At 69.5% G+C, this 25,326-nt stretch carries 26 protein-coding genes, 1 tRNA gene and 1 pseudogene; 23 read left to right on the top strand and 5 right to left on the bottom strand.

All coding sequences use genetic code 11. From position 1 onward, the window contains the following. Window positions 1–5: 5 nt before the first annotated feature. The 7 genes from AB0J02_RS10045 to AB0J02_RS10075 all read left to right on the top strand — a co-directional run bounded on the left by AB0J02_RS10045 (window position 6) and on the right by AB0J02_RS10075 (window position 8,412). The gene (locus AB0J02_RS10045; protein ID WP_363193118.1) at window positions 6–1,160 is read left to right on the top strand and encodes an acyl-CoA dehydrogenase family protein; all 1,155 of its coding nucleotides are present in this window, start codon (window positions 6–8) and stop codon (window positions 1,158–1,160) included. A 112-nt stretch (window positions 1,161–1,272) separates the two neighbouring features. Beyond that, window positions 1,273–2,319, top strand: coding sequence for an ABC transporter substrate-binding protein (locus AB0J02_RS10050; RefSeq protein WP_363193119.1), 1,047 nt, complete (start codon window positions 1,273–1,275; stop codon window positions 2,317–2,319). A 4-nt stretch (window positions 2,320–2,323) separates the two neighbouring features. Next, window positions 2,324–3,211: a siderophore-interacting protein gene (locus tag AB0J02_RS10055; protein ID WP_363193120.1), complete on the top strand. Its 888-nt coding sequence runs from the start codon at window positions 2,324–2,326 to the stop codon at window positions 3,209–3,211. Between the two features lie 156 nt (window positions 3,212–3,367). Further along, the gene (gene desA / locus AB0J02_RS10060; protein WP_363193121.1) at window positions 3,368–4,834 is read left to right on the top strand and encodes a lysine decarboxylase DesA; all 1,467 of its coding nucleotides are present in this window, start codon (window positions 3,368–3,370) and stop codon (window positions 4,832–4,834) included. After that, window positions 4,818–6,098, top strand: a complete 1,281-nt coding sequence (locus tag AB0J02_RS10065; RefSeq protein WP_363193122.1) for a SidA/IucD/PvdA family monooxygenase — start codon at window positions 4,818–4,820, stop codon at window positions 6,096–6,098. Before desA ends, AB0J02_RS10065 begins: the two co-directional genes overlap by 17 nt. Beyond that, a complete protein-coding gene (locus AB0J02_RS10070; protein WP_363193123.1) occupies window positions 6,095–6,637 on the top strand; it encodes a GNAT family N-acetyltransferase in 543 nt (180 codons plus the stop codon). Before AB0J02_RS10065 ends, AB0J02_RS10070 begins: the two co-directional genes overlap by 4 nt. Further along, window positions 6,634–8,412 carry an IucA/IucC family siderophore biosynthesis protein gene (locus AB0J02_RS10075; RefSeq protein ID WP_363193124.1) on the top strand — a complete coding sequence of 593 codons (1,779 nt, stop codon included), beginning with the start codon at window positions 6,634–6,636 and terminating at the stop codon, window positions 8,410–8,412. Before AB0J02_RS10070 ends, AB0J02_RS10075 begins: the two co-directional genes overlap by 4 nt. A gap of 66 nt (window positions 8,413–8,478) precedes the next feature. Here the strand turns inward: AB0J02_RS10075 and AB0J02_RS10080 are convergent, their stop codons facing one another. Continuing rightward, complete coding sequence (locus AB0J02_RS10080; RefSeq protein ID WP_363193426.1) at window positions 8,479–10,059, bottom strand: beta-N-acetylhexosaminidase; 1,581 nt, start codon at window positions 10,057–10,059, stop codon at window positions 8,479–8,481. Between the two features lie 205 nt (window positions 10,060–10,264). Here AB0J02_RS10080 and AB0J02_RS10085 point away from each other — a divergent pair, with 205 nt between their 5' ends. Next, the gene (locus AB0J02_RS10085; RefSeq protein ID WP_363193125.1) at window positions 10,265–11,152 is read left to right on the top strand and encodes a DUF4429 domain-containing protein; all 888 of its coding nucleotides are present in this window, start codon (window positions 10,265–10,267) and stop codon (window positions 11,150–11,152) included. Window positions 11,153–11,183: 31 nt separating this feature from the next. Here AB0J02_RS10085 and AB0J02_RS10090 read toward each other — a convergent pair whose 3' ends face one another. Then, window positions 11,184–12,776, bottom strand: coding sequence for a metallophosphoesterase family protein (locus AB0J02_RS10090; protein WP_363193126.1), 1,593 nt, complete (start codon window positions 12,774–12,776; stop codon window positions 11,184–11,186). Window positions 12,777–12,971: 195 nt separating this feature from the next. Between AB0J02_RS10090 and AB0J02_RS10095 the strand changes: the two genes are divergently transcribed. Beyond that, window positions 12,972–13,229, top strand: coding sequence for a hypothetical protein (locus AB0J02_RS10095; RefSeq protein ID WP_363193127.1), 258 nt, complete (start codon window positions 12,972–12,974; stop codon window positions 13,227–13,229). Between the two features lie 41 nt (window positions 13,230–13,270). Further along, the gene (gene glmS / locus AB0J02_RS10100; protein WP_363193128.1) at window positions 13,271–15,088 is read left to right on the top strand and encodes a glutamine--fructose-6-phosphate transaminase (isomerizing); all 1,818 of its coding nucleotides are present in this window, start codon (window positions 13,271–13,273) and stop codon (window positions 15,086–15,088) included. 292 nt (window positions 15,089–15,380) lie between these two features. On the opposite strand, the gene AB0J02_RS10105 is transcribed toward glmS, so the two are convergent. Then, entirely contained in the window at window positions 15,381–15,905 is a 525-nt protein-coding gene (locus AB0J02_RS10105; RefSeq protein WP_363193129.1) for a universal stress protein, read from the bottom strand. A 492-nt stretch (window positions 15,906–16,397) separates the two neighbouring features. On the opposite strand from AB0J02_RS10105, the gene AB0J02_RS10110 reads away from it, so the two are divergent. From AB0J02_RS10110 to AB0J02_RS10130, 5 genes and pseudogenes are all read left to right on the top strand, one after another. After that, complete coding sequence (locus tag AB0J02_RS10110; RefSeq protein WP_363193427.1) at window positions 16,398–16,670, top strand: hypothetical protein; 273 nt, start codon at window positions 16,398–16,400, stop codon at window positions 16,668–16,670. Between the two features lie 399 nt (window positions 16,671–17,069). Continuing rightward, window positions 17,070–18,338: pseudogene (locus AB0J02_RS10115) on the top strand (helix-turn-helix domain-containing protein). Between the two features lie 75 nt (window positions 18,339–18,413). Continuing rightward, a complete protein-coding gene (gene orn, locus AB0J02_RS10120; RefSeq protein ID WP_363193130.1) occupies window positions 18,414–19,016 on the top strand; it encodes an oligoribonuclease in 603 nt (200 codons plus the stop codon). Window positions 19,017–19,127: 111 nt separating this feature from the next. Further along, window positions 19,128–19,200, top strand: a tRNA-His gene (locus AB0J02_RS10125). 122 nt (window positions 19,201–19,322) lie between these two features. Then, window positions 19,323–20,612 carry a site-specific integrase gene (locus AB0J02_RS10130; RefSeq protein ID WP_363193131.1) on the top strand — a complete coding sequence of 430 codons (1,290 nt, stop codon included), beginning with the start codon at window positions 19,323–19,325 and terminating at the stop codon, window positions 20,610–20,612. Here AB0J02_RS10130 and AB0J02_RS10135 read toward each other — a convergent pair whose 3' ends face one another. After that, complete coding sequence (locus AB0J02_RS10135) at window positions 20,613–21,140, bottom strand: hypothetical protein (protein WP_363193132.1); 528 nt, start codon at window positions 21,138–21,140, stop codon at window positions 20,613–20,615. A gap of 176 nt (window positions 21,141–21,316) precedes the next feature. After that, complete coding sequence (locus AB0J02_RS10140) at window positions 21,317–21,751, bottom strand: XRE family transcriptional regulator (protein WP_363193133.1); 435 nt, start codon at window positions 21,749–21,751, stop codon at window positions 21,317–21,319. Between the two features lie 253 nt (window positions 21,752–22,004). Between AB0J02_RS10140 and AB0J02_RS10145 the strand changes: the two genes are divergently transcribed. From AB0J02_RS10145 to AB0J02_RS10180, 8 genes are all read left to right on the top strand, one after another. Continuing rightward, complete coding sequence (locus tag AB0J02_RS10145; RefSeq protein ID WP_363193134.1) at window positions 22,005–22,298, top strand: helix-turn-helix domain-containing protein; 294 nt, start codon at window positions 22,005–22,007, stop codon at window positions 22,296–22,298. After that, entirely contained in the window at window positions 22,295–22,582 is a 288-nt protein-coding gene (locus tag AB0J02_RS10150) for a DNA-binding protein (RefSeq protein WP_363193135.1), read from the top strand. Before AB0J02_RS10145 ends, AB0J02_RS10150 begins: the two co-directional genes overlap by 4 nt. 40 nt (window positions 22,583–22,622) lie before the next feature. Further along, on the top strand, window positions 22,623–23,075 hold the full coding sequence (locus AB0J02_RS10155) for a hypothetical protein (protein ID WP_363193136.1): 453 nt from the start codon (window positions 22,623–22,625) through the stop codon (window positions 23,073–23,075). After that, window positions 23,072–23,335, top strand: a complete 264-nt coding sequence (locus AB0J02_RS10160; RefSeq protein WP_363193137.1) for a hypothetical protein — start codon at window positions 23,072–23,074, stop codon at window positions 23,333–23,335. The genes AB0J02_RS10155 and AB0J02_RS10160 overlap by 4 nt, the downstream gene beginning before the upstream one ends. Then, window positions 23,326–23,931, top strand: coding sequence for a hypothetical protein (locus AB0J02_RS10165; RefSeq protein ID WP_363193138.1), 606 nt, complete (start codon window positions 23,326–23,328; stop codon window positions 23,929–23,931). The genes AB0J02_RS10160 and AB0J02_RS10165 overlap by 10 nt, the downstream gene beginning before the upstream one ends. After that, window positions 23,928–24,407: a hypothetical protein gene (locus AB0J02_RS10170; RefSeq protein ID WP_363193139.1), complete on the top strand. Its 480-nt coding sequence runs from the start codon at window positions 23,928–23,930 to the stop codon at window positions 24,405–24,407. Before AB0J02_RS10165 ends, AB0J02_RS10170 begins: the two co-directional genes overlap by 4 nt. Beyond that, complete coding sequence (locus AB0J02_RS10175) at window positions 24,404–24,574, top strand: hypothetical protein (RefSeq protein WP_363193140.1); 171 nt, start codon at window positions 24,404–24,406, stop codon at window positions 24,572–24,574. The genes AB0J02_RS10170 and AB0J02_RS10175 overlap by 4 nt, the downstream gene beginning before the upstream one ends. Before the next feature lie 228 nt (window positions 24,575–24,802). Next, window positions 24,803–25,297, top strand: coding sequence for a hypothetical protein (locus AB0J02_RS10180; RefSeq protein WP_363193141.1), 495 nt, complete (start codon window positions 24,803–24,805; stop codon window positions 25,295–25,297). Window positions 25,298–25,326: the final 29 nt, after the last annotated feature.

Here is a 25,326-nt window from a genome sequence, read left to right on the forward strand (position 1 = left end):
ACACGATGGACCACCGTCTGAGCCCCGAGCTAGAGGAACTGCGCCGCACGGTCGAGGCGTTCGCCCACGACGTCGTCGCCCCGAAGATCGGCGACTTCTACGAGCGCCACGAGTTCCCGTACGAGATCGTCCGCGAGATGGGCCGCATGGGCCTGTTCGGTCTGCCCTTCCCCGAGGAGTACGGCGGGATGGGCGGGGACTACTTCGCGCTCGGCATCGCCCTGGAGGAGCTGGCCCGCGTCGACTCGTCCGTGGCGATCACGCTGGAGGCGGGCGTCTCGCTGGGCGCCATGCCGCTGCACCTGTTCGGTACGGAGGAGCAGAAGCGGCAGTGGCTGCCGAGGCTGTGCTCGGGCGAGGTCCTCGGCGCCTTCGGGCTCACCGAGCCGGACGGCGGCTCGGACGCCGGCGGCACCCGCACGACGGCCGTGCGGGACGGCGACGACTGGGTGATCAACGGCTCCAAGTGCTTCATCACCAACTCGGGTACGGACATCACGGGCCTGGTCACGGTCACCGCCGTCACGGGGCGCAAGCCGGACGGCCGGCCGCTGATCTCCGCGATCATCGTGCCGTCGGGGACGCCGGGCTTCACGGTGGGAGCGCCGTACTCGAAGGTCGGGTGGAACGCCTCGGACACGCGGGAGCTGTCCTTCTCCGACGTCCGCGTCCCGGCGGCGAACCTGCTGGGCGAGGAGGGCCGGGGGTACGCGCAGTTCCTGCGCATCCTCGACGAGGGCCGCGTCGCGATCTCCGCGCTCGCCACCGGGCTGGCCCAGGGCTGTGTGGACGAGTCCCTGAAGTACGCCGGGGAGCGGCACGCCTTCGGCAAGCCGATCGGCGCGAACCAGGCCATCCAGTTCAAGATCGCCGATATGGAGATGAAGGCGCACATGGCCCGCGTCGGCTGGTACGACGCGGCGTCGCGGATGGTCGCCGGGGAGCCGTTCAAGAAGGAGGCGGCGATCGCCAAGCTCTACTCCTCGACGGTGGCCGTGGACAACGCGCGGGAGGCGACGCAGATCCACGGCGGATACGGCTTCATGAACGAGTACCCCGTGGCCCGCATGTGGCGGGACTCCAAGATCCTGGAGATCGGCGAGGGCACGAGTGAGGTTCAGCGGATGCTGATCGCCCGTGAGCTGGGGCTGAAGACCTGAGTCGGGCCTACCGGGGCCCCTGCCCCCTGGACACGCCAGGAACTTAGGTTAACCTTCCCTCAGTTCCAAGAACCAGCCAGCGCCGGTCCGGCACGTCCGAAAGCAGCTCGTCATGCCCATCGCCCAGCTGTCCCGCCCCACCCGCCGCGGCGTTCTCGCCGTCGGCGGCGCCCTCGGCCTCGGTGTCGCGCTCGCCGCGTGCGGCAACGACGACGGTTCCAAAGACAGTGGTTCGGGCTCCACGACGAAGGGCAAGTCCGGCCCCTGGTCGTTCAAGGACGACCGCGGCACCACGGTGAAGCTGGACAAGGTCCCGGCGAGCATCGCCGCCTTCACCGGTGTCGGCGCCGCTCTCTGGGACTACGGCGTCCAGGTCAAGGCGGTCTTCGGCCCGACGACGACCAAGAGCGGCAAGCCGGACGTCCAGGCCGGCGACATGGACGTGTCCAAGGTGACGGTCCTCGGCAACGCCTGGGGCCAGTTCAACATCGAGAAGTACGCGGGCATCGCCCCGGACGTGCTGATCACCACGACGTTCGACGACGCGGGCACCCTGTGGTCCGTCCCCGAGGAGTCCAAGGACAAGATCGCCAAGCTCGCCCCGAGCGTCGCGATCTCCGTCTTCGACCGCCAGCTGACCCAGCCGCTGGAGCGCATGTACGCGCTGGCCGAGTCGCTCGGCGCCGACCTGAAGGCCGACAAGGTCGTCGCGGCGAAGAAGCGCTTCGAGGACGCCGCCGCCCGGCTGCGCAAGGCCGCCAAGGCCCACCCCGACATCAAGGTCCTGGCCGGCAGCGCGAGCCAGGACATCTTCTACGTCTCCGGCACGAACCTCTCCATCGACCTGGAGTACTTCAAGGCGCTCGGCGTGAACTTCGTCGAGCCCACGGAGGCCGCGAAGAAGGCGTCCGGCGGCTGGTTCGAGAACCTGAGCTGGGAGAACGTCGACAAGCACAAGGCCGACATCATCATGATGGACGACCGCAGCCAGACCATTCAGCCGGCCGACATCGACGAGCCGACCTGGAAGCAGCTGCCCGCCGTCAAGGCCGGCCAGGTCATCCCGCGCTCCCCCGAGCCGATCCTGTCCTACGACAAGTGCGCCCCGCTCCTGGAGAACCTGGCCAAGGCCATCGAGACGGCGAAGAAGGTGTCCTGATCCCATGACCGTGACGGCCGAAGCCCCCGCTGTAACCCCTTTCCGATTCTTCGATCTGCGAGTGGTCCGCACCCGGCGGCTCGGCCCGTCGCTGCTCCGGGTCACCTTCACGGGAGACGACCTCGCCGGCTTCAACGGCGGCGGCCGCGACCAGTCCCTCTCCCTCTTCCTGCCGCACCCCGGTCAGGACGCCCCCGTCCTGCCGCCCGCCGAGCCGGGCGACGACGGCCGTGCCTGGCACGCCGCGTACCGGGCGATCCCGGACCACGAGCGCGCGATCATGCGCTCGTACACGCTCAGCGGCCAGCACCGCGGGCCGGCCGGGACCGTCGAAGAGATCGACATCGACTTCGTCCTGCACAACGACGACCCGGCCGCCGCCGGTCCCGCCTGCCGCTGGGCGGAGGCCGCCCGGGCCGGCGACAAGGCCGTCGTGCTCGGCCCGGCGATCGCCGACAACGCCGCCGTGCGCTGTCAGCCGCCGCGCGACTTCGACCACATCCTCATGTGGGGCGACGAGACGGCCCTGCCGGCGGCGCTCGGCGTGCTCGCGTGGCTGCCGGAGTCCGCGTCCGCGCACGTGTGGCTGGAAGTCCCGCACCGGGACGACATCCAGCCCATCGTGACGCTCGCCGATGTCACCGTGACGTGGCTGGTGCGCGACGAGGACGGCCCCTCGGCCCTCGAAGCCCTCAGGGACACCCCGCTGCCCGACGCCGTGCGCCCGTACGCCTGGCTGGCGGGCGAGTGCGGGACCATGAAGGAGCTGCGGCGCCATCTCGTGCGCGAACGCGGCTACGACAAGCGTGCGGTGACGTTCGTCGGGTACTGGCGGCGCGGTATGAGCGAGGACGCGCTGCGGGCGCAGCCGGCACAACCGGCCGCCGCGTAACGCGAATCCAGCCACTTCAGGGCAATCCGGTCACATACGTGGGGCGGGGTCGCGGGCTCAAATTAGGTTAGGCTAACCTAAGAATCGAGTTCGCGACCTCGCCCTTTTTCCTGCCCCGCCCGGGAACACCCTCATCCCCACCCGGAGGAACCGTTCATGCGCTCGCACCTGCTCAATGACACGACCGCGGAGCTGTACCGCAGTTCCGTGACCGAGGGAATCGAGCGGGTGGCGGCCAAACTCGCCACCACCGCACGGCCGTTCACGGGCGTCACCCCGGACGCCCTCTCCCCCACCATCGACGCCGTCGACCTGGACAAGCCCCTCCACGACACCATCGCCGTCCTCGACGAGCTGGAGGACGTCTACCTCCGCGACGCCGTCTACTTCCACCACCCCCGCTACCTGGCACACCTCAACTGCCCGGTCGTCATCCCGGCCGTGCTCGGCGAGGCCATCCTGTCCGCCGTCAACTCCTCCCTCGACACCTGGGACCAGTCCGCGGGCGGCACGCTCATCGAGCGCAAGCTCATCGACTGGACCGCCGCGCGGATCGGCCTCGGGCCCGCCGCCGACGGCGTGTTCACCTCCGGCGGTTCGCAGTCCAACCTCCAGGCGCTGCTCCTCGCCCGCCAGGAGGCCAAGCCGGGGCCGGAAGGCTGGGACGGACCGGCCTCGCTCGCGAAACTGCGTATCTTTGCCTCCGAGGTCAGCCACTTCAGCGTCAAGAAGTCCGCGTCGCTGCTCGGCCTGGGCGAGGAGGCCGTCGTCACCATCCCGGTCGACCGGGAGAAGCGCATGCAGACCGTGGCGCTCGCCGCCGAGCTGGAGCGCTGCCGCCGCGACGGCCTCGTCCCCATGGCCGTCGTCGCCACCAGTGGCACCACCGACTTCGGGTCCATCGACCCGCTGCCGGAGATCGCCGAGCTGTGCGCCCAGTACGACACATGGATGCACGTGGACGCCGCGTACGGCTGCGGGCTGCTCGTGTCGACGAAGAACCGCGACCGGCTCAACGGCATCGAGCGGGCCGACTCCGTCACCGTCGACTACCACAAGTCCTTCTTCCAGCCGGTGAGTTCGAGCGCCGTGCTGGTCCGGGACGGCGCCACGCTCGGCCACGCGACCTACCACGCGGAGTACCTCAACCCGCGCCGCACGATCGCCGAGCGCATCCCCAACCAGGTCGACAAGTCCCTGCAGACCACCCGCCGCTTCGACGCCCTCAAGCTGTGGATGACGCTGCGCGTGATGGGCGCCGACGGCATCGGGAACCTCTTCGACGAGGTCTGCGACCTGGCGCACGAGGGCTGGCGGCTGCTCGCCGCCGACCCGCGCTTCGACGTCGTCGTGGAGCCGAGCCTGTCCACGCTCGTCTACCGCTACATCCCGGCCGCCGTCACCGACCCGGCCGAGATCGACCGCGCCAACCTCTACGCCCGCAAGGCCCTGTTCGCCTCCGGTGACGCCGTCGTCGCGGGCACCAAGGTGGGCGACCGGCAGTACCTGAAGTTCACCCTGCTCAACCCCGAGACGACGCTCGACGACATCCGGGCCGTCCTCGACCTCATCGCCGGCCACGCCGAGCAGTACCTGGGAGACACCCTTGACCGCGCTTCCTGAGTCCCGTGACTCGTACGACTTCATCGGGATCGGGCTCGGCCCGTTCAACCTCGGTCTCGCCTGCCTGACCGAGCCGATAGCCGAGCTGAACGGCATCTTCCTGGAGTCCAAGCCGGACTTCGAGTGGCACTCGGGGATGTTCCTCGAAGGCGCCCACCTGCAGACGCCGTTCATGTCGGACCTGGTGACCCTCGCCGACCCGACCTCCCCGTACTCCTTCCTCAACTACCTCAAAGAGTCGGGGCGGTTGTACTCGTTCTACATCCGCGAGAACTTCTATCCGCTGCGCGTCGAGTACAACGACTACTGCCGCTGGGCCGCCGCGAAGCTCTCCTCGATCCGTTTCGACACGACCGTCACCGAGGTGACGTACGACGAGAGCGACGGCCTCTACACGGCCACCACCGAGGACGGCGCCACCTACCGCGCCCCGCACCTGGTCCTCGGCACCGGCACCCCGCCGAACATCCCCGAGGCCGTGCAGGGGCTCGGCGGCGACTACCTGCACAACTCCCGCTACGTGCAGCACAAGCAGGAGCTCCAGCAGAAGAAGTCGATCACGCTCGTCGGCAGCGGGCAGTCCGCCGCCGAGATCTACTACGACCTGCTCGCCGAGATCGACGTCCACGGCTACCAGCTGAACTGGGTCACGCGCTCGCCGCGCTTCTTCCCGCTGGAGTACACCAAGCTCACGCTTGAGATGACGTCCCCGGACTACATCGACTACTTCCACGCGCTGCCGGAGACCACCCGGTACTCCCTCGAAGAGCGGCAGAAGGGCCTCTTCAAGGGCATCGACGGCGAGCTCGTCAACGCCATCTTCGACCTGCTGTACCAGAAGAGGCTCGGCGGCCCCGTCCCGACGCGCCTGCTCACCAACTCGGCGCTTCGCGGCGCCCGTTACGAGAACGGCACGTACACCCTCGGGCTGCACCAGGAGGAGCAGGACAAGGAGTACGAGCTGAGCACCGAGGGCCTGATCCTGGCCACCGGGTACAAGTACCAGGCGCCCGCGTTCCTGGAGCCGGTCAAGGACCGCATCCGGCTCGACGGCCGGGGCCGCTTCGACGTCGCCCGCAACTACGCGATCGACACGACCGGGCGCGGCATCTTCCTGCAGAACGCGGGCGTGCACACGCACTCGATCACCAGCCCCGACCTGGGCATGGGCGCCTACCGCAACAGCTACATCATCGGCGAGCTGCTCGGCACCGAGTACTACCACGTCGAGAAGACCATCGCCTTCCAGGAGTTCGCCGTATGACCTTCGCAATACGCACCCTCGATCCGCTGAAGGACGCCGAACTCGTCCACGGCTGGGTCACCCACCCCAAGGCCGCGTTCTGGCTCATGGGCGATGCGACGCTCCCGGACGTGGAACGCGAGTACATGTCCATCGCCGCCGCCGAGCACCACGACGCCTTCATCGGCGAGCGGGACGGCGTGCCCGCCTTCCTGATGGAGCGCTACGACCCGCGGTACGTCGAACTCGTCGGCCTGTACGAGCCCGAGCCGGGCGACATCGGCATGCACTTCCTCGTCGCGCCCACCGACACCCCCGAGCACGGCTTCACCCGCGCCGTGATCACCGCCGTGATGGAGCACCTCTTCGCCGACCCCGCGGTCAGCAGGGTCGTCGTCGAGCCCGACGTGAGCAACAAGGCGGTGCACGCGCTCAACGAGGTCGTCGGCTTCGTCCCGGACCGGGAGATCGACAAGCCGGAGAAGAAGGCGCTGCTGAGCTTCTGCACGCGCGCCCAGTTCGAAGCCGCGATCGCGCAGGGCAAGGAGGTCCGGGCATGACCCTCGCCGACACCGTCTCCCACCTCTCCCCCGAGCGCTGGGCCGAGGCGAACCGCCTGCTGGTCCGCAAGGCCCTCGCCGAGTTCAGCCACGAGCGGCTGCTCACCCCCGAGCCCGTCGAGGGTGAGGACGGCCGGTACGTCGTCCGCAGCGACGACGGCTCCACCCGCTACCGGTTCAGCGCCCGCCGACTGCGCCTGGACCACTGGCAGGTGGCCGCCGGCTCGATCACCCGGGAGCGCCACGGCGCCGAACTCCCGCTGGACGCGCTGCAGTTCTTCACCGAACTGAAGGGCGCGCTCGGCCTGACCGACGCGATCCTGCCGGTCTACCTGGAGGAGATCTCCTCCACCCTCTCGGGCACCTGCTTCAAACTGACGAAGCCGGACGTGACCTCCGCCGAGCTCGCCGCGACCGGGTCCTTCCAGGACATCGAGACGGGCATGACCGAGGGCCACCCGTGCTTCGTCGCGAACAACGGCCGGCTCGGCTTCGGCATCCACGAGTACCTCTCGTACGCGCCCGAGACCGCGAGCCCCGTACGGCTGATCTGGCTGGCGGCGACGCGCGAGCGGGCGGCGTTCACGGCGGGCGCCGGCATCGACTACGAGTCGCTGCTGCGGGCCGAGCTGGGCGAGGAGACCCTCGACCGGTTCTCCACGACCCTGCGCGAGAAGGGCCTCGACCCGGCCGACTACCTGCTCATCCCGGTCCACCCGTGGCAGTGGTGGAACAAGCTGTCCGTCACGTTCGCCGCCGAGGTCGCCCAGCAGCGTCTGGTCTGCCTGGGCGAGGGCGACGACGAGTACCTGGCGCAGCAGTCGATCCGTACGTTCTTCAACTCGACGTCCCCGTCGAAGCATTACGTGAAGACGGCGCTGTCGGTCATCAACATGGGCTTCATGCGCGGTCTTTCGGCGGCGTACATGGAGGCGACGCCGGCGATCAACGACTGGCTGGCCGGGCTCATCGAGAACGACGAGGTGCTCAAGGGCACGGGCCTGACGATCATCCGCGAGCGCGCGGCCGTCGGCTACCGGCACCTGGAGTACGAGGCGGCCACCGACCGCTACTCGCCGTACCGCAAGATGCTGGCGGCCCTGTGGCGCGAGTCGCCGGTCCCGTCGCTGGCCGAGGGCGAGCGCCTGGCCACGATGGCGTCGCTGCTGCACGTGGACCGCGCGGGCCGCTCCTTCGCGGGGGCCCTGATCGAGCGTTCGGGGCTGACGCCGCGCGCGTGGCTGAAGCCGTACCTGAAGGCGTACCTGACGCCGCTCCTGCACAGCTTCTACGCCTATGACCTGGTGTTCATGCCGCACGGCGAGAACGTCATCCTGGTCCTGGACGAGCGCGGCGTGGTCCAGCGGGCGATCTACAAGGACATCGCCGAGGAGATCGCGGTGATGGACACGGACGCGGTGCTGCCGCCGAAGGTGGACCGGATCCGGGCGCAGGTCCCCGACGACATGAAGCTCCTGTCGATCTTCACGGACGTCTTCGACTGCTTCTTCCGCTTCCTCGCGGCGAACCTGGTCGAGGACGGCATCCTGGACGAGTCCACGTTCTGGTCGGCGGTGGCCGACTGCGTGCGCGAGTACCAGGAGTCGGTGCCCCACCTGGCCGACAAGTTCGAGCGGTTCGACATGTTCGCCCCGAGCTTCGCGCTGTCCGCGCTCAACCGGCTCCAGTTGCGCAACAACGAGCAGATGGTGGACCTGGCGGACCCGTCGGGCGCGCTGCAGCTGGTCGGCGACCTGGAGAACCCGATCGCCTGAGGGCTTTCACACAGGCCGGAAGGGGCTCGGGAGACGGTCCTCCCGAGCCCCTTTCCTACGTCGGCGTCAGCTGTTCCAGGGCACTTGCGGCGACTTGTAGTAGCCGATGCCCAGCGCGTCCCAGCGGGGCGCCTGCGCGGCGAGCCGCACCTTGTACGTGTCCCAGTCGTGCGTGGCCGCGGGTGACCAGCCGAGCTCGGCGACGCCGGGCAGCCGCGGGAAGGCCATGTAGTCGAGGTGCGCGGACGTCGACAGGGTCTCCGACCACAGCGGCGCCTCGACGCCCTTCACGGCCGAACCGGGGGCTCCCGGAAGGTAGTTGCCCGGGTCCCAGTCGTAGGAGCGCTGTACCTCCACGTAGCCCGCCCAGGACAGGCCGAGGGGCGTGTCCTTGGTGTACTTCATGTCGAGGTACGTCCGGTCGGCGGGCGAGATGATGAGCCCCGTCCCGTTCTTCGCGGCGGCGGCGACCTGTGCCTTCTCCGCGGCGCTGGTCCCTTCCGTGCCCCAGTACTGCGCGAGCGCGCCCTTGGCGGGGGCCGCGCCGGTCAGCTGATGCCAACCGACCACGGTCTTCCCGTACTTGGCGACAATCGGCTGCACTTTGTTCATGAAGGTGACGTAGTCCGCCTGGCTGGTGGAGTGCGCCTCGTCACCGCCGATGTGCAGGTATTCGCCCGGCGTGATGGCGGCCAGTTCGCGCACCACGTCGTCGACGAACTCGTACGTGATGTCCTTGTTGACGCACAGCGAGCTGAAGCCGACCTCGGTGCCGGTGTAGAGCGGCGGCGCGACACCGTCGCAGTTCAGGTCGGCGTAGGAGGCGAGGGCCGCGTTCGTGTGGCTGGGCATGTCGATCTCGGGCACGACCTCCAGGTAGCGCGAGGCCGCGTACCGGACGATGTCCTTGTACTGGGCTTTGGTGTAGTGGCCGCCCGCGCCGCCGCCGACCTGCGTCGAGCCGCCGTACGTGGCGAGGTTCGGCCAGGAGTCGATGGCGATGCGCCACCCCTGGTCGTCGCTCAGGTGCAGATGCAGCTTGTTGATCTTGTAGAGCGCCAACTCGTCGATGTAGCGCTTGACTTGCTCGACCGTGAAGAAGTGCCGCGACACGTCGAGCATGGCGCTGCGGTAGCCGTAGCGCGGGCTGTCCTCGATGGTGCCGCCCGCGACGAGCCACGGTCCGGGCTGCCTGCTGTCCGCCTCCACGGCGGCGGACAGCTGCTGGCGCAGCGTCTGTACGCCGTGGAAGAGCCCGGCGGCCTCGCGCGCGACGATGGTGAGGGACCGGCCGGTGCTCGTCAGCCGGTACCCCTCCGCGCCGAGCCCCTTGTCCTTCCCGCTCAGCCGGAGCCGGATGCCGTCGCCGGAACCGGCACGGTCGCCGGTGACGGGCAGCTTGTAGCCGGTGGAGGGGCGCAGCACGCCGGCGAGGTAGTCGCCGACGCGGCGCGCGTCACGCGAGTCGTCGTCGACCCGGATGCGGGTCTTCTCCGTGATCCGGTACGCGGATCCGCCCGCCGTCGCCTTCGCGGGCGCGGGGACGATCTGCCCGAGCGGGGTGGCGGCGGCCGGTGCGGAGGCCGCCGCGGGGACGGCGCCGAGGGCCCCGGCTCCGGCGGCGACGAGCAGCAGCGCGCCCAGCAGGGCAGTCCCCGACCTGTAGCGCGGCGTGCGATGCGGCCTGTGCTGCGATCTGTTCTGCGTCCTCACGAACGGTCCCTTCGACGGAGGTCGTTGGCGGAGTTCGTTGTGCGGGCTGAGCAACCGATCGGTCACCATGCGTACCGCCCGTCCCTCGACCGGTCAAGGTGTAGACCACTTCCCGGGGGCCGGATGCCAGAATCGTCCCATGGCGGAAATCATCCAGCGCGACGGCATATGGACGTTCGACGGCGAGACGCTGCGGCTGGTGCCGGGGCGCGACAAAGGTGTCGCTCTGCTCCGTAAGACGCTGGGCGAACTGACCGTACCGCTAAGGGCGTTGGCCGGCGTCTCCTTCGAGCAGGGCAAGAAGTCCGGGCGGCTTCGGCTGCGGCTCCGGGACGGCGCGGACCCGCTGCTGCAGGCGACCGGCGGCAAGCTGACGGAGGGCGCCGACCCGTACCAGCTGACGGTCGAGTCGGACCGGTACGGGGTCGCCGAGTACCTCGTGGACGAGGTGCGCAACGCGCTGCTCCTCGAGCAGGTCTCCTCGGCGGCCTGCACGGCGTACGTGCTGCCGGGCCCGCCGGTGCCGCTGTCCGTCTCGGCGGGCGACGGCACGGCGAGCTTCGACGGGGAGCACGTCCGGCTGGAGTGGAACTGGAAGACGGAGGACGCCAAGGCCGCGGCCGGGACGCGGCTGCTCGCCCTCGCCGACATCGTGGCGGTGGAGTGGCAGCCGGCCGTGGGCCTGGAGAACGGCTGCCTCCGCTTCACCGTCCGCTCGTCGCCGACGAAGGCGCCGCCGAAGTACGACCCCAACTCGATCGAGCTGTGGGGCTTCAAGAAGGACCCGCTGATGGCGCTGGTCGCCGCGGCCGTCCAGGCCCGCCTGCCGCACCCCGGCGCGCACGCCGCCCCCAAGGAGCTGACCCCGCGCCCCACGCCGCAGCCCGCGCCCGCCTCCGCCCCCACGGAGGACGGCCACGACGCACTGCTGCGGCGCCTGCGCGAACTGGGCGAGCTGCATCAGGCCGGGGTACTGACGGAAGAGGAGTTCACGGCGGCCAAACAGGCGGTTCTGAAGCGGCTGTAGCCCCTGTCGGAGCCCCGTGCGCCGGGCCCCGTTACCGGCGCACCTTGCGAGCGACCACGAACCGGTCGATCTCCTCGCCCGTCTCCGCGATCCCGCGAACCGTGAGCCTGGCCGTCCGCCCGACCGCCGCCGGTTCCACGTCCACCCGCAGGAACGAGTAGTTGGTGTAGCGCACCCGGGACCAGTCCACGGTCACGGCCTTCTTGCTGCCGTCGGCCTGGGTGACGTACGACTGGAACGGGTCGACGTCCTTCTCGTGGCCCTGGTAGGTGTCGGCCACCGGGAACGCGTACAGGCTCTTTCCGGCCGCGCCCGCCGTCACGTACACGATGCCGTCGGTCTCGGGGTAGGCGGTGCCGCCGATCGGCAGCTCCTTGGTGACCTTCTCGCCCTTGAGCACGTCCGAGCGCTCGTACACGTGGTTGTGCCCGTTGATGACCAGGTCGACGGTGTACTTCTCGAACAGCGGCACCCACTCCTTGCGCACGCCCCCCTCCGAGGCGTGCGCGGTGGCGGTGCAGTACGCGCAGTGGTGGAAGAAGACGACGACGAAGTCGATCCCGGAGCCGTGCGCCCGGAACTTCTTCAGCTGCGCCTCGAACCACTTGGTCTGGGTGCCGCCGGACAGGCCGAGGTTGGCCGGGATCTCCCACGACACGTCGTTCGCGTCGAGCGAGATGATCGCCGTGTTGCCGTGCACGAACGAGTACACGCTCGGCAGGTTCTTCGGGTCGGGGCCGTTGCGCGGCGGCGCGAAGCGGGCCTCCTGGCTGCCGTAGCCGTGCGGCGCGTACCAGGCCTCCATGTCGTGGTTGCCGTAACTGACCATCCACGGCACGGACTTGGCGACGGACTCGGTCTGCGCGAGGAACTGGTCCCAGGTCCGCGCGTCGAACGTGTCCGTGGTCTGGCCCGAGCCGGACGGGTCCGCGTACGCGATGTCACCGGCGTGCAGGTGGAAGGACGGCCCCTGGGCGAGGATCAGGCTGTCGTTGGCGAGGGCGTGGTAGCTGACGCCCTGGTCGCCGAAGGCCGTGAAGGTGAAGGGCTGCGAGCGCGCGGGCGCCGTGGTGAACGTGCCGATCGTGCCGGCGAAGCGCGGCGCCGCCGGGTCGAAGCCCTGGTGCCCGACGCCGTAGTAGTACGTCTTGCCGGGCTTGAGGTGGGTCAGTTCGGCGTGCACGTAGTACTGGGTGTGGTCGGCGCTCGTGCCGACGCCCGCCGGGGTGTACAGCGCGCGGACCTCGGCCGGTATCTTCCGCGACAGGTCACCGGCGTGCGCGCCGATGCGGATGAACGGGTTCTTCACCGCGACCGGCACCTGCCAGGACACGGTCATCTCGGTACGCGGGTCACTGCCGTACGAGAGGTGCCGGCCGAAGGGGGCGACGAGCGCGCCGTCGACGTGCTGGGTGGCCGTCGCGGTGGCGGCGGACGAAGAGGCGGAGGGGGTCGCGGCGTTCGCGGCGCCCGGGACGAAGACGCCGCCGGCGACCGCACCGATGGTGACGGCGCCGCCGCGCATCATGGTGCGGCGGGAGAACTTGCTGCGCAGGTATTCGTGCTGCTCGGCGAGGCTCCGGTCGGCCAGCTCGTCGGGTACGCCCATGCGTGGAATGTCCATGGCTGAAAGTTGCTGGGGGCACCCATCCCGCCCGGATACGCCGGATGAACGGGGCCCGAACAAGCGGCATGGCACGCTTCAAGGCTTGCCCACTTTCCTGCCAAGGATTCCGGACACCACCCGGCCGCGGGGATTCCTGCCCGATATCGGGCAGATTTCTTGCGAAAGCCCCAGCGGTCCCTCAGGATCGACCGGGTGCACGAGGAACTGGTCGATCACCTGACGCGCAGCACGCCCCTGGGCAGGGGCGAGGCACTGCGGGTGATTCAGGACGTGCTCGCCTACTTCGACGAGTCGACGGAGGAGTACGTCCGCCGCCGCCACCGCGAGCTCCAGGGTCAGGGCCTGGTGAACGCGGTGATCTTCGAACAGATCACGACGGAGCTGCGGTACCGGGCGGTGGCGCCGCCCGAGCTGTCGCTCAGACAGCTGCGCCGCATGGTCTACGGCTGACCGGCCGATCCATCCTTACCAAGAGGGGACCCTTCTTACTTATGTGCGGAATTGTCGGTTACATCGGCAAGCGCGACGTCGCGCCGCTCCTCCTCGAGGGGCTGCAGCGCCTGGAGTACCGCGGCTACGACTCCGCGGGCGTGGTGATCACCAGCCCGAAGGCCGGCGGCCTGAAGATGGTCAAGGCCAAGGGCCGGGTGCGCGACCTGGAGGCCAAGGTCCCGGCCCGCTTCAAGGGCACCACCGGCATCGCCCACACCCGCTGGGCCACGCACGGCGCCCCCTCCGACGAGAACGCGCACCCGCACATGTCGGGCGACAACAAGGTCGCCGTCGTCCACAACGGCATCGTGGACAACGCCGCCGAGCTGCGCGCGAAGCTGACCGCCGAGGGCGTGGAGTTCCTCTCCGAGACGGACACCGAGGTCCTCACCCACCTCATCGCCCGCTCCCAGCAGGCGGACCTGGAGGACAAGGTCCGCGAGGCGCTGCGCCTCGTCGAGGGCACGTACGGCATCGCGGTCCTGCACGCCGACTTCCCCGACCGCATCGTGGTGGCCCGCAACGGCTCGCCGGTCGTCCTCGGCATCGGCGACAAGGAGATGTTCGTCGCCTCGGACATCGCCGCGCTCGTCTCCCACACCCGCCAGATCGTCACCCTCGACGACGGCGAGATGGCCACGCTCAAGGCCGACGACTTCCGTACGTACACGACGGAGGGCACGCGCACGACGGCGTCCCCGACCACCGTCGAGTGGGAAGCCGCCTCCTACGACATGGGCGGCCACGACACGTACATGCACAAGGAGATCTTCGAGCAGGCCGACGCCGTGGACCGCGTGCTGCGCGGCCGCATCGACGACCGCTTCTCCACGGTGCACCTGGGCGGCCTGAACCTGGACGCCCGCGAGGCGCGCTCGGTGCGCCGCGTGAAGATCCTCGGCTGCGGCACCTCGTACCACGCGGGCCTGATCGGCGCCCAGATGATCGAGGAGCTGGCCCGCATCCCCGCGGACGCCGAGCCGGCCTCCGAGTTCCGCTACCGCAACCCGGTCGTCGACCCCGACACCCTGTACATCGCGGTGTCGCAGTCCGGCGAGACCTACGACGTCCTCGCGGCGGTCCAGGAACTGAAGCGCAAGGGCGCCCGCGTCTTCGGCGTCGTGAACGTCGTCGGCTCGGCCATCGCCCGTGAGTCGGACGCGGGCGTCTACGTCCACGCGGGCCCCGAGGTCTGCGTCGTCTCGACGAAGTGCTTCACCAACACCACGGTCGCCTTCGCGCTCCTCGCCCTGCACCTCGGCCGCATCCGCGACCTGTCCGTCGCCGACGGCAAGCGCATCATCGAGGGCCTGCGCAAGCTGCCCGCCCAGATCACCGCGATCCTCGACCAGGAGGCGGAGATCAAGAAGGTCGCCGAGGAGTACGCGGACGCCCGCTCGATGATGTTCATCGGGCGCGTCCGGGGCTACCCCGTGGCCCGCGAGGCGTCCCTGAAGCTCAAGGAGGTCTCGTACATCCACGCCGAGGCCTACCCGGCGTCCGAGCTGAAGCACGGCCCCCTCGCCCTGATCGAGCCGGCGCTCCCCACGGTCGCGATCGTCCCCGACGACGACCTGCTGGAGAAGAACCGCGCCGCCCTCGAAGAGATCAAGGCCCGTTCCGGCCGGATCCTGGCGGTCGCCCACCAGGAGCAGGAGAAGGCGGACCGCACGATCGTCGTCCCGAAGAACGAGGACGAGCTTGACCCGATTCTGATGGGTATCCCGCTGCAACTCCTCGCCTATCACACGGCGTTGGCCCTCGGCCGTGACATCGACAAGCCGCGCAACCTGGCGAAGTCCGTGACGGTGGAGTAAGCGCCGGTACGCAAGTGAAAACGAACGGGTCCCTTTGCGCGCCACCAAGCGCAAAGAGACCCGTTCCCGAAGGGCCGGGGTCGCCCATTACCCCGGCCCTGTGTCCGGCGACCGGTATGTACCCTTCACAAGGGCACAAACCACCTCTACGCGCGAGTAGATTCAACTGTTCCGGAAATGCCCGCGGAACGGCCGGCGGACCGGGCAACGGGCCTGCCGCGTACACAAGTTGAAGGACCGGGCCGACGGGCCCGGTTCAGGGAACTGCTCAGGGAACGGCTCGCGGAACGGCTCAGGGAATGACGATGACGGGCCGCTGGGCCCGGCGGGCGAGCCGCCCCGCGACCGAGCCGAAGATCCGCCCGACGAGCCCGTGGGTCGACCCCACGACGATGGCGTCGGCGGAGTACTCGCGCCCGACCTCCTCCAGCTCGTGGCAGATGTCCCCGCCGCGCTCCACGAGGATCCAGGGCACCTCGGACAGGTAATCCGCACAAGCGAGTTCGAGGCCGAGCACCTCGGTGCGGTGGTCCGGTACGTCCACGAAGACAGGGGGCTCACAGCCGGCCCACACCGTGGTCGGCAGCCGGTTGGCGACATGCACGATGATCAGCCCCGAGCCGGAGCGGTGGGCCATGCCGATCGCGTAGGAAAGGGCCCGCTCGCTGGAGGTCGAGCCGTCGAATCCGACGACGACGCCGTGGCGGAACGCGGGATCACATGCGTGACGTGTTTCTTCGGCCGCCTGGGGGGTCGCCGTGGGGTCGGCGACCTGCCGCTTGCGGTCCGCGGGTTCAGGAATCTCGTGACCGGCCATGAGTGTCTCGGCGTGTACCTCGTGGGCCTCTGTATGAGGGGACGATGTATGAGGGGACGACAGCGGATTCGGCGGAGTTGTGTCCGGGAATCATCTTCCCAACCCCATACCCCCAAGGGTACGGCGACACTCCTCCTCTGCCCAGACTCCGGCCTGCGGCCGGGCCTGCTCCCTGCCTGCTGACAGCTCCCGCTCCGCAGCGTTCAGGGGAGCATGCACGAGGCCCCGCCCGTATGGCAATGGTTGCTGCCCCGTACAGGCGGTTTGCACACTCTTGCGGTCCTGTCCGGGGGCGGATCAAGTGACCGGGAGGGCGGCCGCGCGTTGAACTCCCGACCGAGAGAACACAGGGAGCACTCCGTGCCCGGACCGACCAGCGCGCACCACCCGGCCCCCACGCGCCGGAGCGTTCCGGCCCCTGCCCGCACGCCCTCGCCGCACACCCATGCGACCCCTCACGCCGAGGACGCGCCATCCGCGGGGTCGGACGCGGTGAGCGACGTCGTCCGCTGGGCGGCGTTCAGTTGCGTCCTGGTGCCCCTCGTTCTCGTCGGCTACGGCATCTCCGCCGCCGGCGCCGCGGGGGCCGCGATGGGGCTCGCGGCGGTCACCGCGGTCTGCCGCGTACTCCTGCGCCAGTGCGAACGTGGCGCGGAACAGTTGCACAGTGAACAGTGTTGCCGTCATCGTGGCCGTCGTGGTCGAAGCGGCCCGGGAGCGCACCGGGGCGGGCATCGGACGGACCTCGGTACGTCGGCGGAGTGACCCCGATCCGGGTCCTACTCCGTAGATTTTCAGCCAACTTCGCCTTGCGGCTTACCCCTTGTCACCCCCCTCCCCCAACGCCCCTTCCAGCAGGGCTGAAAGGACCGCGGAGGGCCCGTGCGCCCTACGGGGACCGGCCACTGCGTCGAGGCGCACTTCCCAGCAACGCCCGTGAGTGCAACGCTTCGTGATCGACTGCTTCACGCCACGTTGCCATGTCGACAATGTGCCAGGTTCTTAACTGGTCACGACGGCACCACGGAACACAGTAGATTCGATCATGACTGTCTGATCTGAAGGCGGCGGGGGACTTCGTGCAGGACCGAGGGGAAACGTGCAGGAGCGAACAGCCCGTCAAAATATTGAGGGAGCCGCGAGCACCGAGGGGGGCTTAGCAGGATGAGCCACGACTCCACCACTGCGCCGGAGGCGGCGGCTCGCAAGCTGTCGGGGCGCCGCCGACGAGAGATCGTCGCAGTGCTTCTGTTCAGCGGCGGACCCATCTTCGAGAGTTCCATTCCGCTCTCCGTGTTCGGCATCGACCGGCAGGATGCGGGAGTTCCGCGATACCGGTTGCTCGTGTGCGCGGGTGAAGAGGGGCCGCTGCGCACCACCGGGGGACTCGAACTCACCGCGCCACACGGCCTCGAGGCGATCTCGCGGGCAGGCACGGTCGTCGTGCCGGCCTGGCGGTCGATCACCTCGCCGCCGCCGGAGGAGGCGCTGGACGCGATTCGTCGCGCCCATGAGGAGGGGGCGCGCATCGTCGGTCTGTGCACCGGCGCGTTCGTGCTCGCCGCGGCCGGCCTGCTCGACGGCCGGCCGGCCACCACACACTGGATGTACGCACCGACGCTCGCCAAGCGCTATCCGTCGGTCCATGTGGACCCGCGCGAGCTCTTCGTGGACGACGGAGACGTACTGACGAGTGCCGGCACCGCGGCCGGCATCGACCTGTGCCTGCACATAGTGCGCACGGACCACGGCAACGAGGCGGCCGGAGCGCTCGCCCGCCGGCTGGTGGTCCCACCGCGCCGAAGCGGCGGCCAGGAGCGCTATCTCGACAGGTCTTTACCTGAGGAGATCGGCGCGGATCCGCTGGCCGAGGTCGTCGCCTGGGCCCTGGAGCACCTCCACTAGCAGTTCGACGTGGAGACGCTGGCGGCCCGCGCCTACATGAGCCGCCGTACGTTCGACCGGCGTTTCCGTTCGCTGACCGGGAGCGCTCCGCTGCAGTGGCTGATCACCCAGCGGGTGCTGCAGGCGCAGCGGCTCCTGGAGACCTCCGACTACTCGGTCGACGAGGTCGCCGGACGCTGCGGCTTCCGCTCACCGGTGGCGCTGCGCGGGCACTTCCGGCGCCAGCTGGGCTCGTCCCCGGCGGCGTACCGGGCGGCGTACCGCGCGCGCAGGCCGCAGCCGGGTGACTCCGGGGGCGCCGCGAAGGCGGAGAAGCCGGTGGAGATCGTCCCGGTGCAGGGCCCCGAGACTCCGGGCCCCGGGCCGGTGCCCGCCCAGTCCCGGCGGACCGCTGCCGCGAACGCGTTCGGCGCGCCCGCGGCCTCGATGCCGACGGGTCCGACGAACCACGCGGAGGGCCTCAAACCGGTGTCCGACGCGTTCGCGACGGGCCGGGCGAGCGTGCCGGGGCCGCGCACGGCGCCGTAGCACGCCGGTCGACGGATACAGGAGCTGACGCCCGTCGTCTGCCAGCGGGAAGGTCCGACCCGTAGGGTTGGTCGCATGAACGATCGCATGGTGTGGATCGACTGCGAGATGACCGGACTCTCGCTGGCGAACGACGCGCTCATCGAGGTGGCCGCACTGGTCACCGATTCGGAGCTGAACGTACTCGGCGACGGTGTGGACATCGTGATCCGCCCGCCGGACGAGGCCCTGGAGACGATGCCCGAGGTGGTGCGCAACATGCACACCGCCTCGGGTCTCCTCGACGAGCTGGCGGGCGGAACGACGCTCGCGGACGCCGAGGAGCAGGTCCTCTCCTATGTACGTGAGCACGTCAAGGATGCGGGCAAGGCCCCGCTGTGCGGGAACTCGGTCGGTACCGACCGCGGTTTCCTGCTGCGTGACATGCCGACGCTGGAGGAATACCTCCACTACCGGATCGTCGATGTGTCCTCGGTCAAGGAACTGGCCCGGCGCTGGTACCCGAGGGCGTACTTCAACAGTCCGGAGAAGAACGGCAACCACCGGGCACTCGCCGACATCCGCGAGTCCATCGCCGAGCTGCGCTACTACCGTGAGGCGATCTTCGTCCCGCAGCCCGGGCCCGACTCTGACACCGCGAAATCGATCGCGGCGAAGCACGTCCTGCCCACGGAGTAACCCGTCCCACGTCCACCCGTACGGGGTCCGTAAAAGGAGTGCGCGAGCACCCCTTCGGACCCTGTACACTTTTTCTCGGCCGGTCGGAAGAACAACAAAAGACCGGACATGGTGGGTGTAGCTCAGTTGGTAGAGCACCTGGTTGTGGTCCAGGTGGCCGCGGGTTCAAGTCCCGTCACTCACCCTGAATGATCAAGGCCCGACCTGCGAAAGCAGGTCGGGCCTTCGTCGTTTCCAGATCCTTGGGAACAGAACGGGAACAGAACCCCCTCCCATCTGGCCCATCAGCCCCGTATCTTCCCCTCCATGGCGAGCATCGTTCCGCGCCCGAAGCGATCGGGCGAGATCACGTATCAGGTGAAGTGGCGCGAGGCCGGCGACTGGCAGAGCGAGAAGTTCGGCGACGAGCCCAGCGCCGAGCAGTTCCGGCTGCTGGTAGAGGCGCACGGCAACCGGTGGCCGCACGGCTGGACCAGGGGCCTGGGGTTCGTGGAGCCCGAGGAGCACCCCGGCGACCGCGCCCTGGGCGAGTACGCGCACGCGTACGTGGACGGGCTCAACACCGTGGACGCGAGGACTCAGCACGACTACAAGCGGGACGTCGAGAAGCACTTTCTCGGCGTGCCGTACCGCGACGCGGCCGGTCTCGAGCGGCGCCTCGGCGGCCTGGTGCACACCACGGCGGACGGGACCGAGCACCCGCCCACGATGTGCAACATCACGCAGGCCGACGTGAACGAATGGGTGCGCCGGCAGCGGCACGCGGTCACCGACCCAGACGACCCCGAGAAGGTGCTGCGGATCAGGGCCAGCGCCAAGTCGGTGGCCAACCGCCACGGCCTCCTGTACGTGATCTTCCAGTCCGCGGTCGAGGCGGAGCCGCAGCTGCGCGAGTCGAACCCCTGCAAGAAGACGGGCCTCCCGCGCCAGGACGACGGCGTGGATGAGGAGATGGTGTTCCTCGAGCACACCGAGTACGCCCGCATCAGTGCGGAGCTGAGGACCCTCGACCCCAACGCCGCGGACCTTGCTGACTTCCTGGTGGGCACGGGCATGCGGTGGGGTGAGGCGACTTCCCTGCAGGCCCGGGACATCAACTGGACGACGGGCAAGGTCAACGTGCAGCGGGCATGGAAGCGCACCGAGGCGAACACCTTCGAGCTGGGGCCGCCCAAGACCCGGAAGGCGCGGCGCCTGGTGGCGCTGAACGAGGATCAACTCACGATGCTGCGCCGCCACGTGGCCGGCCTCGGGCCCCACGACTTCATCTTCCGGGGCGGGCAGGGCAAGGCGTGGCGGCACTCGAACTTCTACCACCGCAAGTGGGAGCGGGCGCTGGGCGAGGCCATCAAGAAGGGCCTCACGAAGCGCCCGCGGATTCACGACCTGCGGCATACCCACGTGTCGTGGCTGATTGCGCAGAACATCTCACCGGCGGCGATCCAGCGGCGCCTCGGGCATGAGTCGATCACTACGACGATCGACCGGTACGGGCACCTGTTGAGCAACTTGGACGATGAGATCAGTGCCGCGGTCGCGAACGCGATGCGGGCGACTGCGCCGAGCCGGGGGCTGGGGCTGGTGCAGCCTGCGTGATCAGTGCCCGGGGTGAGGCGCGCCGTCGCCGTCCCAGTTCTGGGTCCACTTGCCGCTGCCGACGATGGCGAGCAGATAGGCGCGCAGCTCGTCGAAGCACTGCTGCGTCATCGCGCCGGCGCGGACGAGCCAGACGAACCGGCCCGGGCTCTCCTCGGGCATGATGGCTGCGCCGTCGGGGAGAGTGGGGCGAAACTCCATGTCGAACTCGGCTGCTACGGGCGGGGGTTCGGCATGGGAACGCTCCCACTCAGGATCGGCCGAGACGTCTGTCTCGGCGTCCAGGGAGGGCCACTGCTGTAGCCAGCTGCCGCCGCCGACTATGGCGCGCAGGTGGCAGACCATTTCGTCGAGGCATTGCTGGGTCATCGCGCCGTCGGCTACCGCGAACGCGAACGCGCCCTCGGTCTCGAGTGGTGCGAGGGCTCTGCCGCCGGGGATTTTGGGAACGAACTCCATCGTGAAGTCGGCCTGGGCCGTACCCTCCGTCGCGTCCGCCTGCGGCTGGGCGCCGCTGCCTACTGCCATCGTCTTGCCCCCTTGCATGGCACACCCGCGCATTCACGCATATGTTCGATCGTGCGGGTGCAGTGCTGATCCGACACGCCCCCCAGGCGGATCACTGACGATGCCACATAGATCACACTCGGACCAGAGGGTTCCTACATGTAACTGACGGTAGCAACTATGCCCAAAGGTGCAGCTCACCCCCCGATTTTCCGCCGTCGCATGACGATCTGCGCGAGGCCCTCGTACTCCTCGAGCTCCTCGTCACTCAGCTCGTCGATCTCGGCGATGAACACTCGCGCGCGCTCACCCCGCTCGATCCAGCGCTCGGCGACGTACCCGAGGAACTGGGCGGCCGCGGCCCGCTGCAGGGCGACAGTCGGGTACCTCAGGATGTCGGCCAGGGCGCGCAGCTGCGCCTCCGTCGGCGCCTTCACATGCGGCACCGCGTTCACAAGATTGATGAACGTCGAGCGCTTGTACGTGGCGTCTGGGCCGTACGCGGCCGTGGCATCGGCGACGTCTCGCAAGCTCATCTTGAGTTCCTGCGAACGGTTGCGCAGCAAATCGGACAGATCTGTCCGCCTCTCCGCACCGCCTGGCGTCTCCCCCGCCGTCTCCTCGGGTTCCATTTCCCTCGTCTCCGTGTGGCCCCTGGTGTCCACGTGACTACTACTCCGCGACTGGCATATGCGCTGGTGGGCGCACACCTATAGCCGCCTGCCTGGCCATAGTGTCCAGGGATTTGGGCACGTGGCGCCACCCCACCCGGGGCATTGGCCAGAATCCTCACAGGTTTTCTGACCAAGTTTCTGGACAGACCGTCCAAGGTTCTGTAATGCTTGCGCTGACCAAATTTCTGGCCGATATGACCAAGGGGTAACCGTGGCTTCCGAGCGTCGATATGCGCTGGTCAAGCCGGGAACGATGCGTCTGCTGATGGAGCGCACCGGGGCTGGCTGTGATGTCAGTGTCCGCGAGCTGGCCGAGCTAGTCGGCATTCCACACAGCACTGTCGACGCGCTACTTAACGGCAAGACCGCGTCTCAGCCGATGTCGGTCGCCTTGCGGATCAGCCAGGCCCTCGGAGTTGACGAGCTCTGCCTGTGGTCGCCGTGCGGCCGTGCCGTCCGGGACGACGAGCCGTTCCCGGCTCTGAATGTGCCGGCCTCGGCATGAGGCGCTTCGACTACGCCGAGGCAGCCGCCGAGCTGCGCGTAACGGAGGGCTGGCTGCGTCGGCACATCAAGCAACTCCCGCACACCAAGAAGGGCCGCGTCGTCACGTTCACGGACGCGGACCTCGAGCGCATCGACGCACTGCACCACCACGAACCGACCACCGGCCCGCTGGCCCAGACGCCGCCGGCCGCCGAGGACGCGCACCCGCTGCGGCACCTGCGTCCGCTGCCGGCACGCAACGCGGCCGCGCGATCCCTGTCCGGATCCCGCGGCCGCGGCTGAAAGCCAAACCTCAACACCCGTTTCACGAAGTGAGGTTCATATGGAACAGGCTACCCATTCCACCGACCGCGCCACGCCGCCCGTTGCCCCGGGCGCCAGCACCGAGCGCGAGGCGTACCGCCGCGCGTCGACCGTGATGGACGGCATCGTTGCCAGGTTGCAGACGCTGCCCCGCTCGGCCGCCGTGGTCGGCGAGCTGGTCGGGTTCCGCGTCCGGTTCAACTTCGGCACCAACGACCCCTCTGGGATACGGCAGTTCGTCAAGATCGCCGGTGCTAAGGCGGTCGTCACCCAGGAACAGTCGGGCGCCTGGCTCGAGGCCAAGACTGTCGTCGATGGCGTCGAGGTGTGCGCCGAGGTCCTGCTGTCCGCCGAGGCCGCTGCCGCGTACGAGGCAGCGGTGGCTCCCTCCCGACCGGCCGCCACCGCGCCGCTCGGCAAGAGCGTTCTCGCGCTGGTCCCCGTTCTGTCGCCCGTCGGCGCCCCCGAGTGACAGACGCAGCCGCCCCGGCTGTCATCGGCAGTGCCGCGTGGGGCGCGCTCCTCGCCACCGCCGCCACCGTCGTGCTCCTGGCCGTGCTGATCAAGGGGCTCATCGACGCCGACAGCAAGAGGCGCTCGAGTGCCCCGCGTCCGCCTCCGCCGCCTGCCACCCCGCGCCATGCCCAACCCGCCGCGCCGGACGAGACCGCACCCATTACCACCGTGCAGCCCGCCCGCGCGCGCCACCGCAAGGATCCGCGATGGAACTGATCACCGAGACGTATTTCGGCTGGACCCCGTACCCCCACACCGACACCTGTCCGCACCCCGTCTGGGACGCGGTCGAGGTACGCCACGACGAGGGCGCCCACCCGATCGCCACCGGCGCCGAACCCCACGCCTGCCCGAACGACATGTGCGACCACGGCCCGACGTTTCCGCGGGTGCGGGTGCGGCTGCTGTGCCGGGACTGCAGCACCGTGCACCTGCTCGTTGGCGAGGGACTCACCCAGGCCACCACCACGGTGGCCGCGACCGGCTGGGGCCAGGCGCCCAGCCGCTGGGGCAGCGTCTGGCTGTGGCCGGGCCGTCCCGTCGTGAAGGGAGGCGAGCCCTCGCAGTACCTCGTCACCCGCGAGCCCAACGAGCTCACCACCGCCACGCTGTGCGGAATCATCACCGGATACCGCGACGCCACCGGCGCCCGCCGCTGGATCGCGGGCGTGCAGCCTGACAGTGACGGGGCGCACCAGATCGACACCCTGCGCTGGCGCCACGCCTCGCGCGGCCTGGACTCGCTCGAGGTCGCCGCCGAATGGCTCGCCACCACCGACAAGCACGGTCGACGTCTCGAGGTGGCGGTATGACACCCACCGAGGAAGTCCTGGTCAACAGGGCGCTGCAGAAGGACACCCGCGGCGGCAGCCAGCCGCTGGCGGGCGGGTCCACTGCGCGCGCCGAGATCCTCCAGGTGAATACCGAGACACTGCGCAGCTACCTCCTGAGCGGCGCACGCAGGATGGGTCTGCCGATCACCGCCCAGCACGCCGACCGGCTGGCCCGCCACGTCATCGCCTGCGCCGCCGAGGACGCCGTGATTCTGCACGGGCCCGAGCTGCCCAAGATGCGGGGGCAGGTTCTCGTCGGGCTGGCCCGAGGAGAGTCGGCGGCCGCGACCGCCCGGCGCCTGTTCGTGCACGTCGACACCGTCAAGAAGCACCGCCAACGCCTCTACGAGGCGCTTGATGTGTCGACGGGAACGGCGGCCGTTGCCGCGGCCTACCGCTGCGGTCTGCTCAAGGTTCCTGCCCGCCGGGCCGTGCCCGCCGGGAGGCGCGCATGAGAGTCACGACGGACGCCGAACGCATCTTGGGCCAGATCCAGCGCGGCGAGGTCCGCGCCAACGCGGCGGCCGCGCGTGCCATCGCCGCCCGCCACGAGCGTGCGTACGGCCGCGTCTGGCCCCGCGCTGCAGACGCCCCGGCGGGGGCCGCGGACGCTCCCGAGTGAAGCGGCGGCGCAGGCCTCCCGCCTGCACCTCGCTGACCAGCCCCCACGCCCTGACCTACGCCCGGCTCTACCCCACCGGCTGGTGGTGCGCCCTGCACACGCCAGCCGCTCAGGCAGGCCGGCCCGAATCCCCACCCGGCCCGGGCTGGCCGATCCACCGTCAGCCCCCACCTGGCACCCAACCGGACGCCGCCCCCACCGGCACCACGCACGACAAGGACGACCACCATGACCACACCGGTGACGCGCAGCATGCCGACCCCGGGCGACCTCGCCCGCCGTACGCCCCGCCCCTCCCTCACCCCAGCCCGCGCCCCTCAACCTCGGCCCGCCACGGCGCCTGAGCACACCACCTCGGCCGCCGACCTGGCCGGCCCCGGCCGCCTGCAGTCCGACGAGGTGCTGCGCACCGTTTACCAGCACGGCATCCGCATCAGCGGCACGACCCCGCACACCCGGCTGATCGCGCTCACCCTGCTCGGCAACGCCCACCACCGCAGCGGCCTGGTCAACCGGTTCGTGAACCCCGAGCAACTCGCCGCCGCGACCGGTCTGGACATCGCGCAGGTGCACGTCCAGCTCGAGATCCTCACCCAACGCGGCTGGCTCACCACCCGCGCCCCGCACTCCGGTCCCCGCCAGGGCCAGCAGGTCTATCAGCTGTGCGTTCCGCAGGCCGTGCTGCTGCGGATCCGCCGGGACCGCGCTACCCGCCACAACTGACCCGGGCCGAGCCGGGCGCGGGCTGGCGT

Source organism: Streptomyces sp. NPDC050264, assembly GCF_040655895.1.
Classification (GTDB): Bacteria; Actinomycetota; Actinomycetes; order Streptomycetales; family Streptomycetaceae; genus Streptomyces.

What these genes read in the sequence shown, in the direction of transcription:
- AB0J02_RS10075 (WP_363193124.1), top strand. Translation starts at nt 6,634, where the DNA reads ATGACCCTCGCCGACACCGTCTCCCACCTCTCCCCCGAGCGCTGGGCC.
- AB0J02_RS10155 (WP_363193136.1), top strand. Translation starts at nt 22,623, where the DNA reads ATGGAACAGGCTACCCATTCCACCGACCGCGCCACGCCGCCCGTTGCC.
- AB0J02_RS10135 (WP_363193132.1), bottom strand. Translation starts at nt 21,140, where the DNA reads ATGGCAGTAGGCAGCGGCGCCCAGCCGCAGGCGGACGCGACGGAGGGT.
- AB0J02_RS10105 (WP_363193129.1), bottom strand. Translation starts at nt 15,905, where the DNA reads ATGGCCGGTCACGAGATTCCTGAACCCGCGGACCGCAAGCGGCAGGTC.
- AB0J02_RS10085 (WP_363193125.1), top strand. Translation starts at nt 10,265, where the DNA reads ATGGCGGAAATCATCCAGCGCGACGGCATATGGACGTTCGACGGCGAG.
- AB0J02_RS10130 (WP_363193131.1), top strand. Translation starts at nt 19,323, where the DNA reads ATGGCGAGCATCGTTCCGCGCCCGAAGCGATCGGGCGAGATCACGTAT.
- glmS (WP_363193128.1), top strand. Translation starts at nt 13,271, where the DNA reads ATGTGCGGAATTGTCGGTTACATCGGCAAGCGCGACGTCGCGCCGCTC.
- AB0J02_RS10050 (WP_363193119.1), top strand. Translation starts at nt 1,273, where the DNA reads ATGCCCATCGCCCAGCTGTCCCGCCCCACCCGCCGCGGCGTTCTCGCC.
- AB0J02_RS10170 (WP_363193139.1), top strand. Translation starts at nt 23,928, where the DNA reads ATGACACCCACCGAGGAAGTCCTGGTCAACAGGGCGCTGCAGAAGGAC.
- desA (WP_363193121.1), top strand. Translation starts at nt 3,368, where the DNA reads ATGCGCTCGCACCTGCTCAATGACACGACCGCGGAGCTGTACCGCAGT.
- AB0J02_RS10070 (WP_363193123.1), top strand. Translation starts at nt 6,095, where the DNA reads ATGACCTTCGCAATACGCACCCTCGATCCGCTGAAGGACGCCGAACTC.
- AB0J02_RS10150 (WP_363193135.1), top strand. Translation starts at nt 22,295, where the DNA reads ATGAGGCGCTTCGACTACGCCGAGGCAGCCGCCGAGCTGCGCGTAACG.
- AB0J02_RS10045 (WP_363193118.1), top strand. Translation starts at nt 6, where the DNA reads ATGGACCACCGTCTGAGCCCCGAGCTAGAGGAACTGCGCCGCACGGTC.
- AB0J02_RS10165 (WP_363193138.1), top strand. Translation starts at nt 23,326, where the DNA reads ATGGAACTGATCACCGAGACGTATTTCGGCTGGACCCCGTACCCCCAC.
- AB0J02_RS10180 (WP_363193141.1), top strand. Translation starts at nt 24,803, where the DNA reads ATGACCACACCGGTGACGCGCAGCATGCCGACCCCGGGCGACCTCGCC.
- orn (WP_363193130.1), top strand. Translation starts at nt 18,414, where the DNA reads ATGAACGATCGCATGGTGTGGATCGACTGCGAGATGACCGGACTCTCG.
- AB0J02_RS10175 (WP_363193140.1), top strand. Translation starts at nt 24,404, where the DNA reads ATGAGAGTCACGACGGACGCCGAACGCATCTTGGGCCAGATCCAGCGC.
- AB0J02_RS10055 (WP_363193120.1), top strand. Translation starts at nt 2,324, where the DNA reads ATGACCGTGACGGCCGAAGCCCCCGCTGTAACCCCTTTCCGATTCTTC.
- AB0J02_RS10090 (WP_363193126.1), bottom strand. Translation starts at nt 12,776, where the DNA reads ATGGACATTCCACGCATGGGCGTACCCGACGAGCTGGCCGACCGGAGC.
- AB0J02_RS10140 (WP_363193133.1), bottom strand. Translation starts at nt 21,751, where the DNA reads ATGGAACCCGAGGAGACGGCGGGGGAGACGCCAGGCGGTGCGGAGAGG.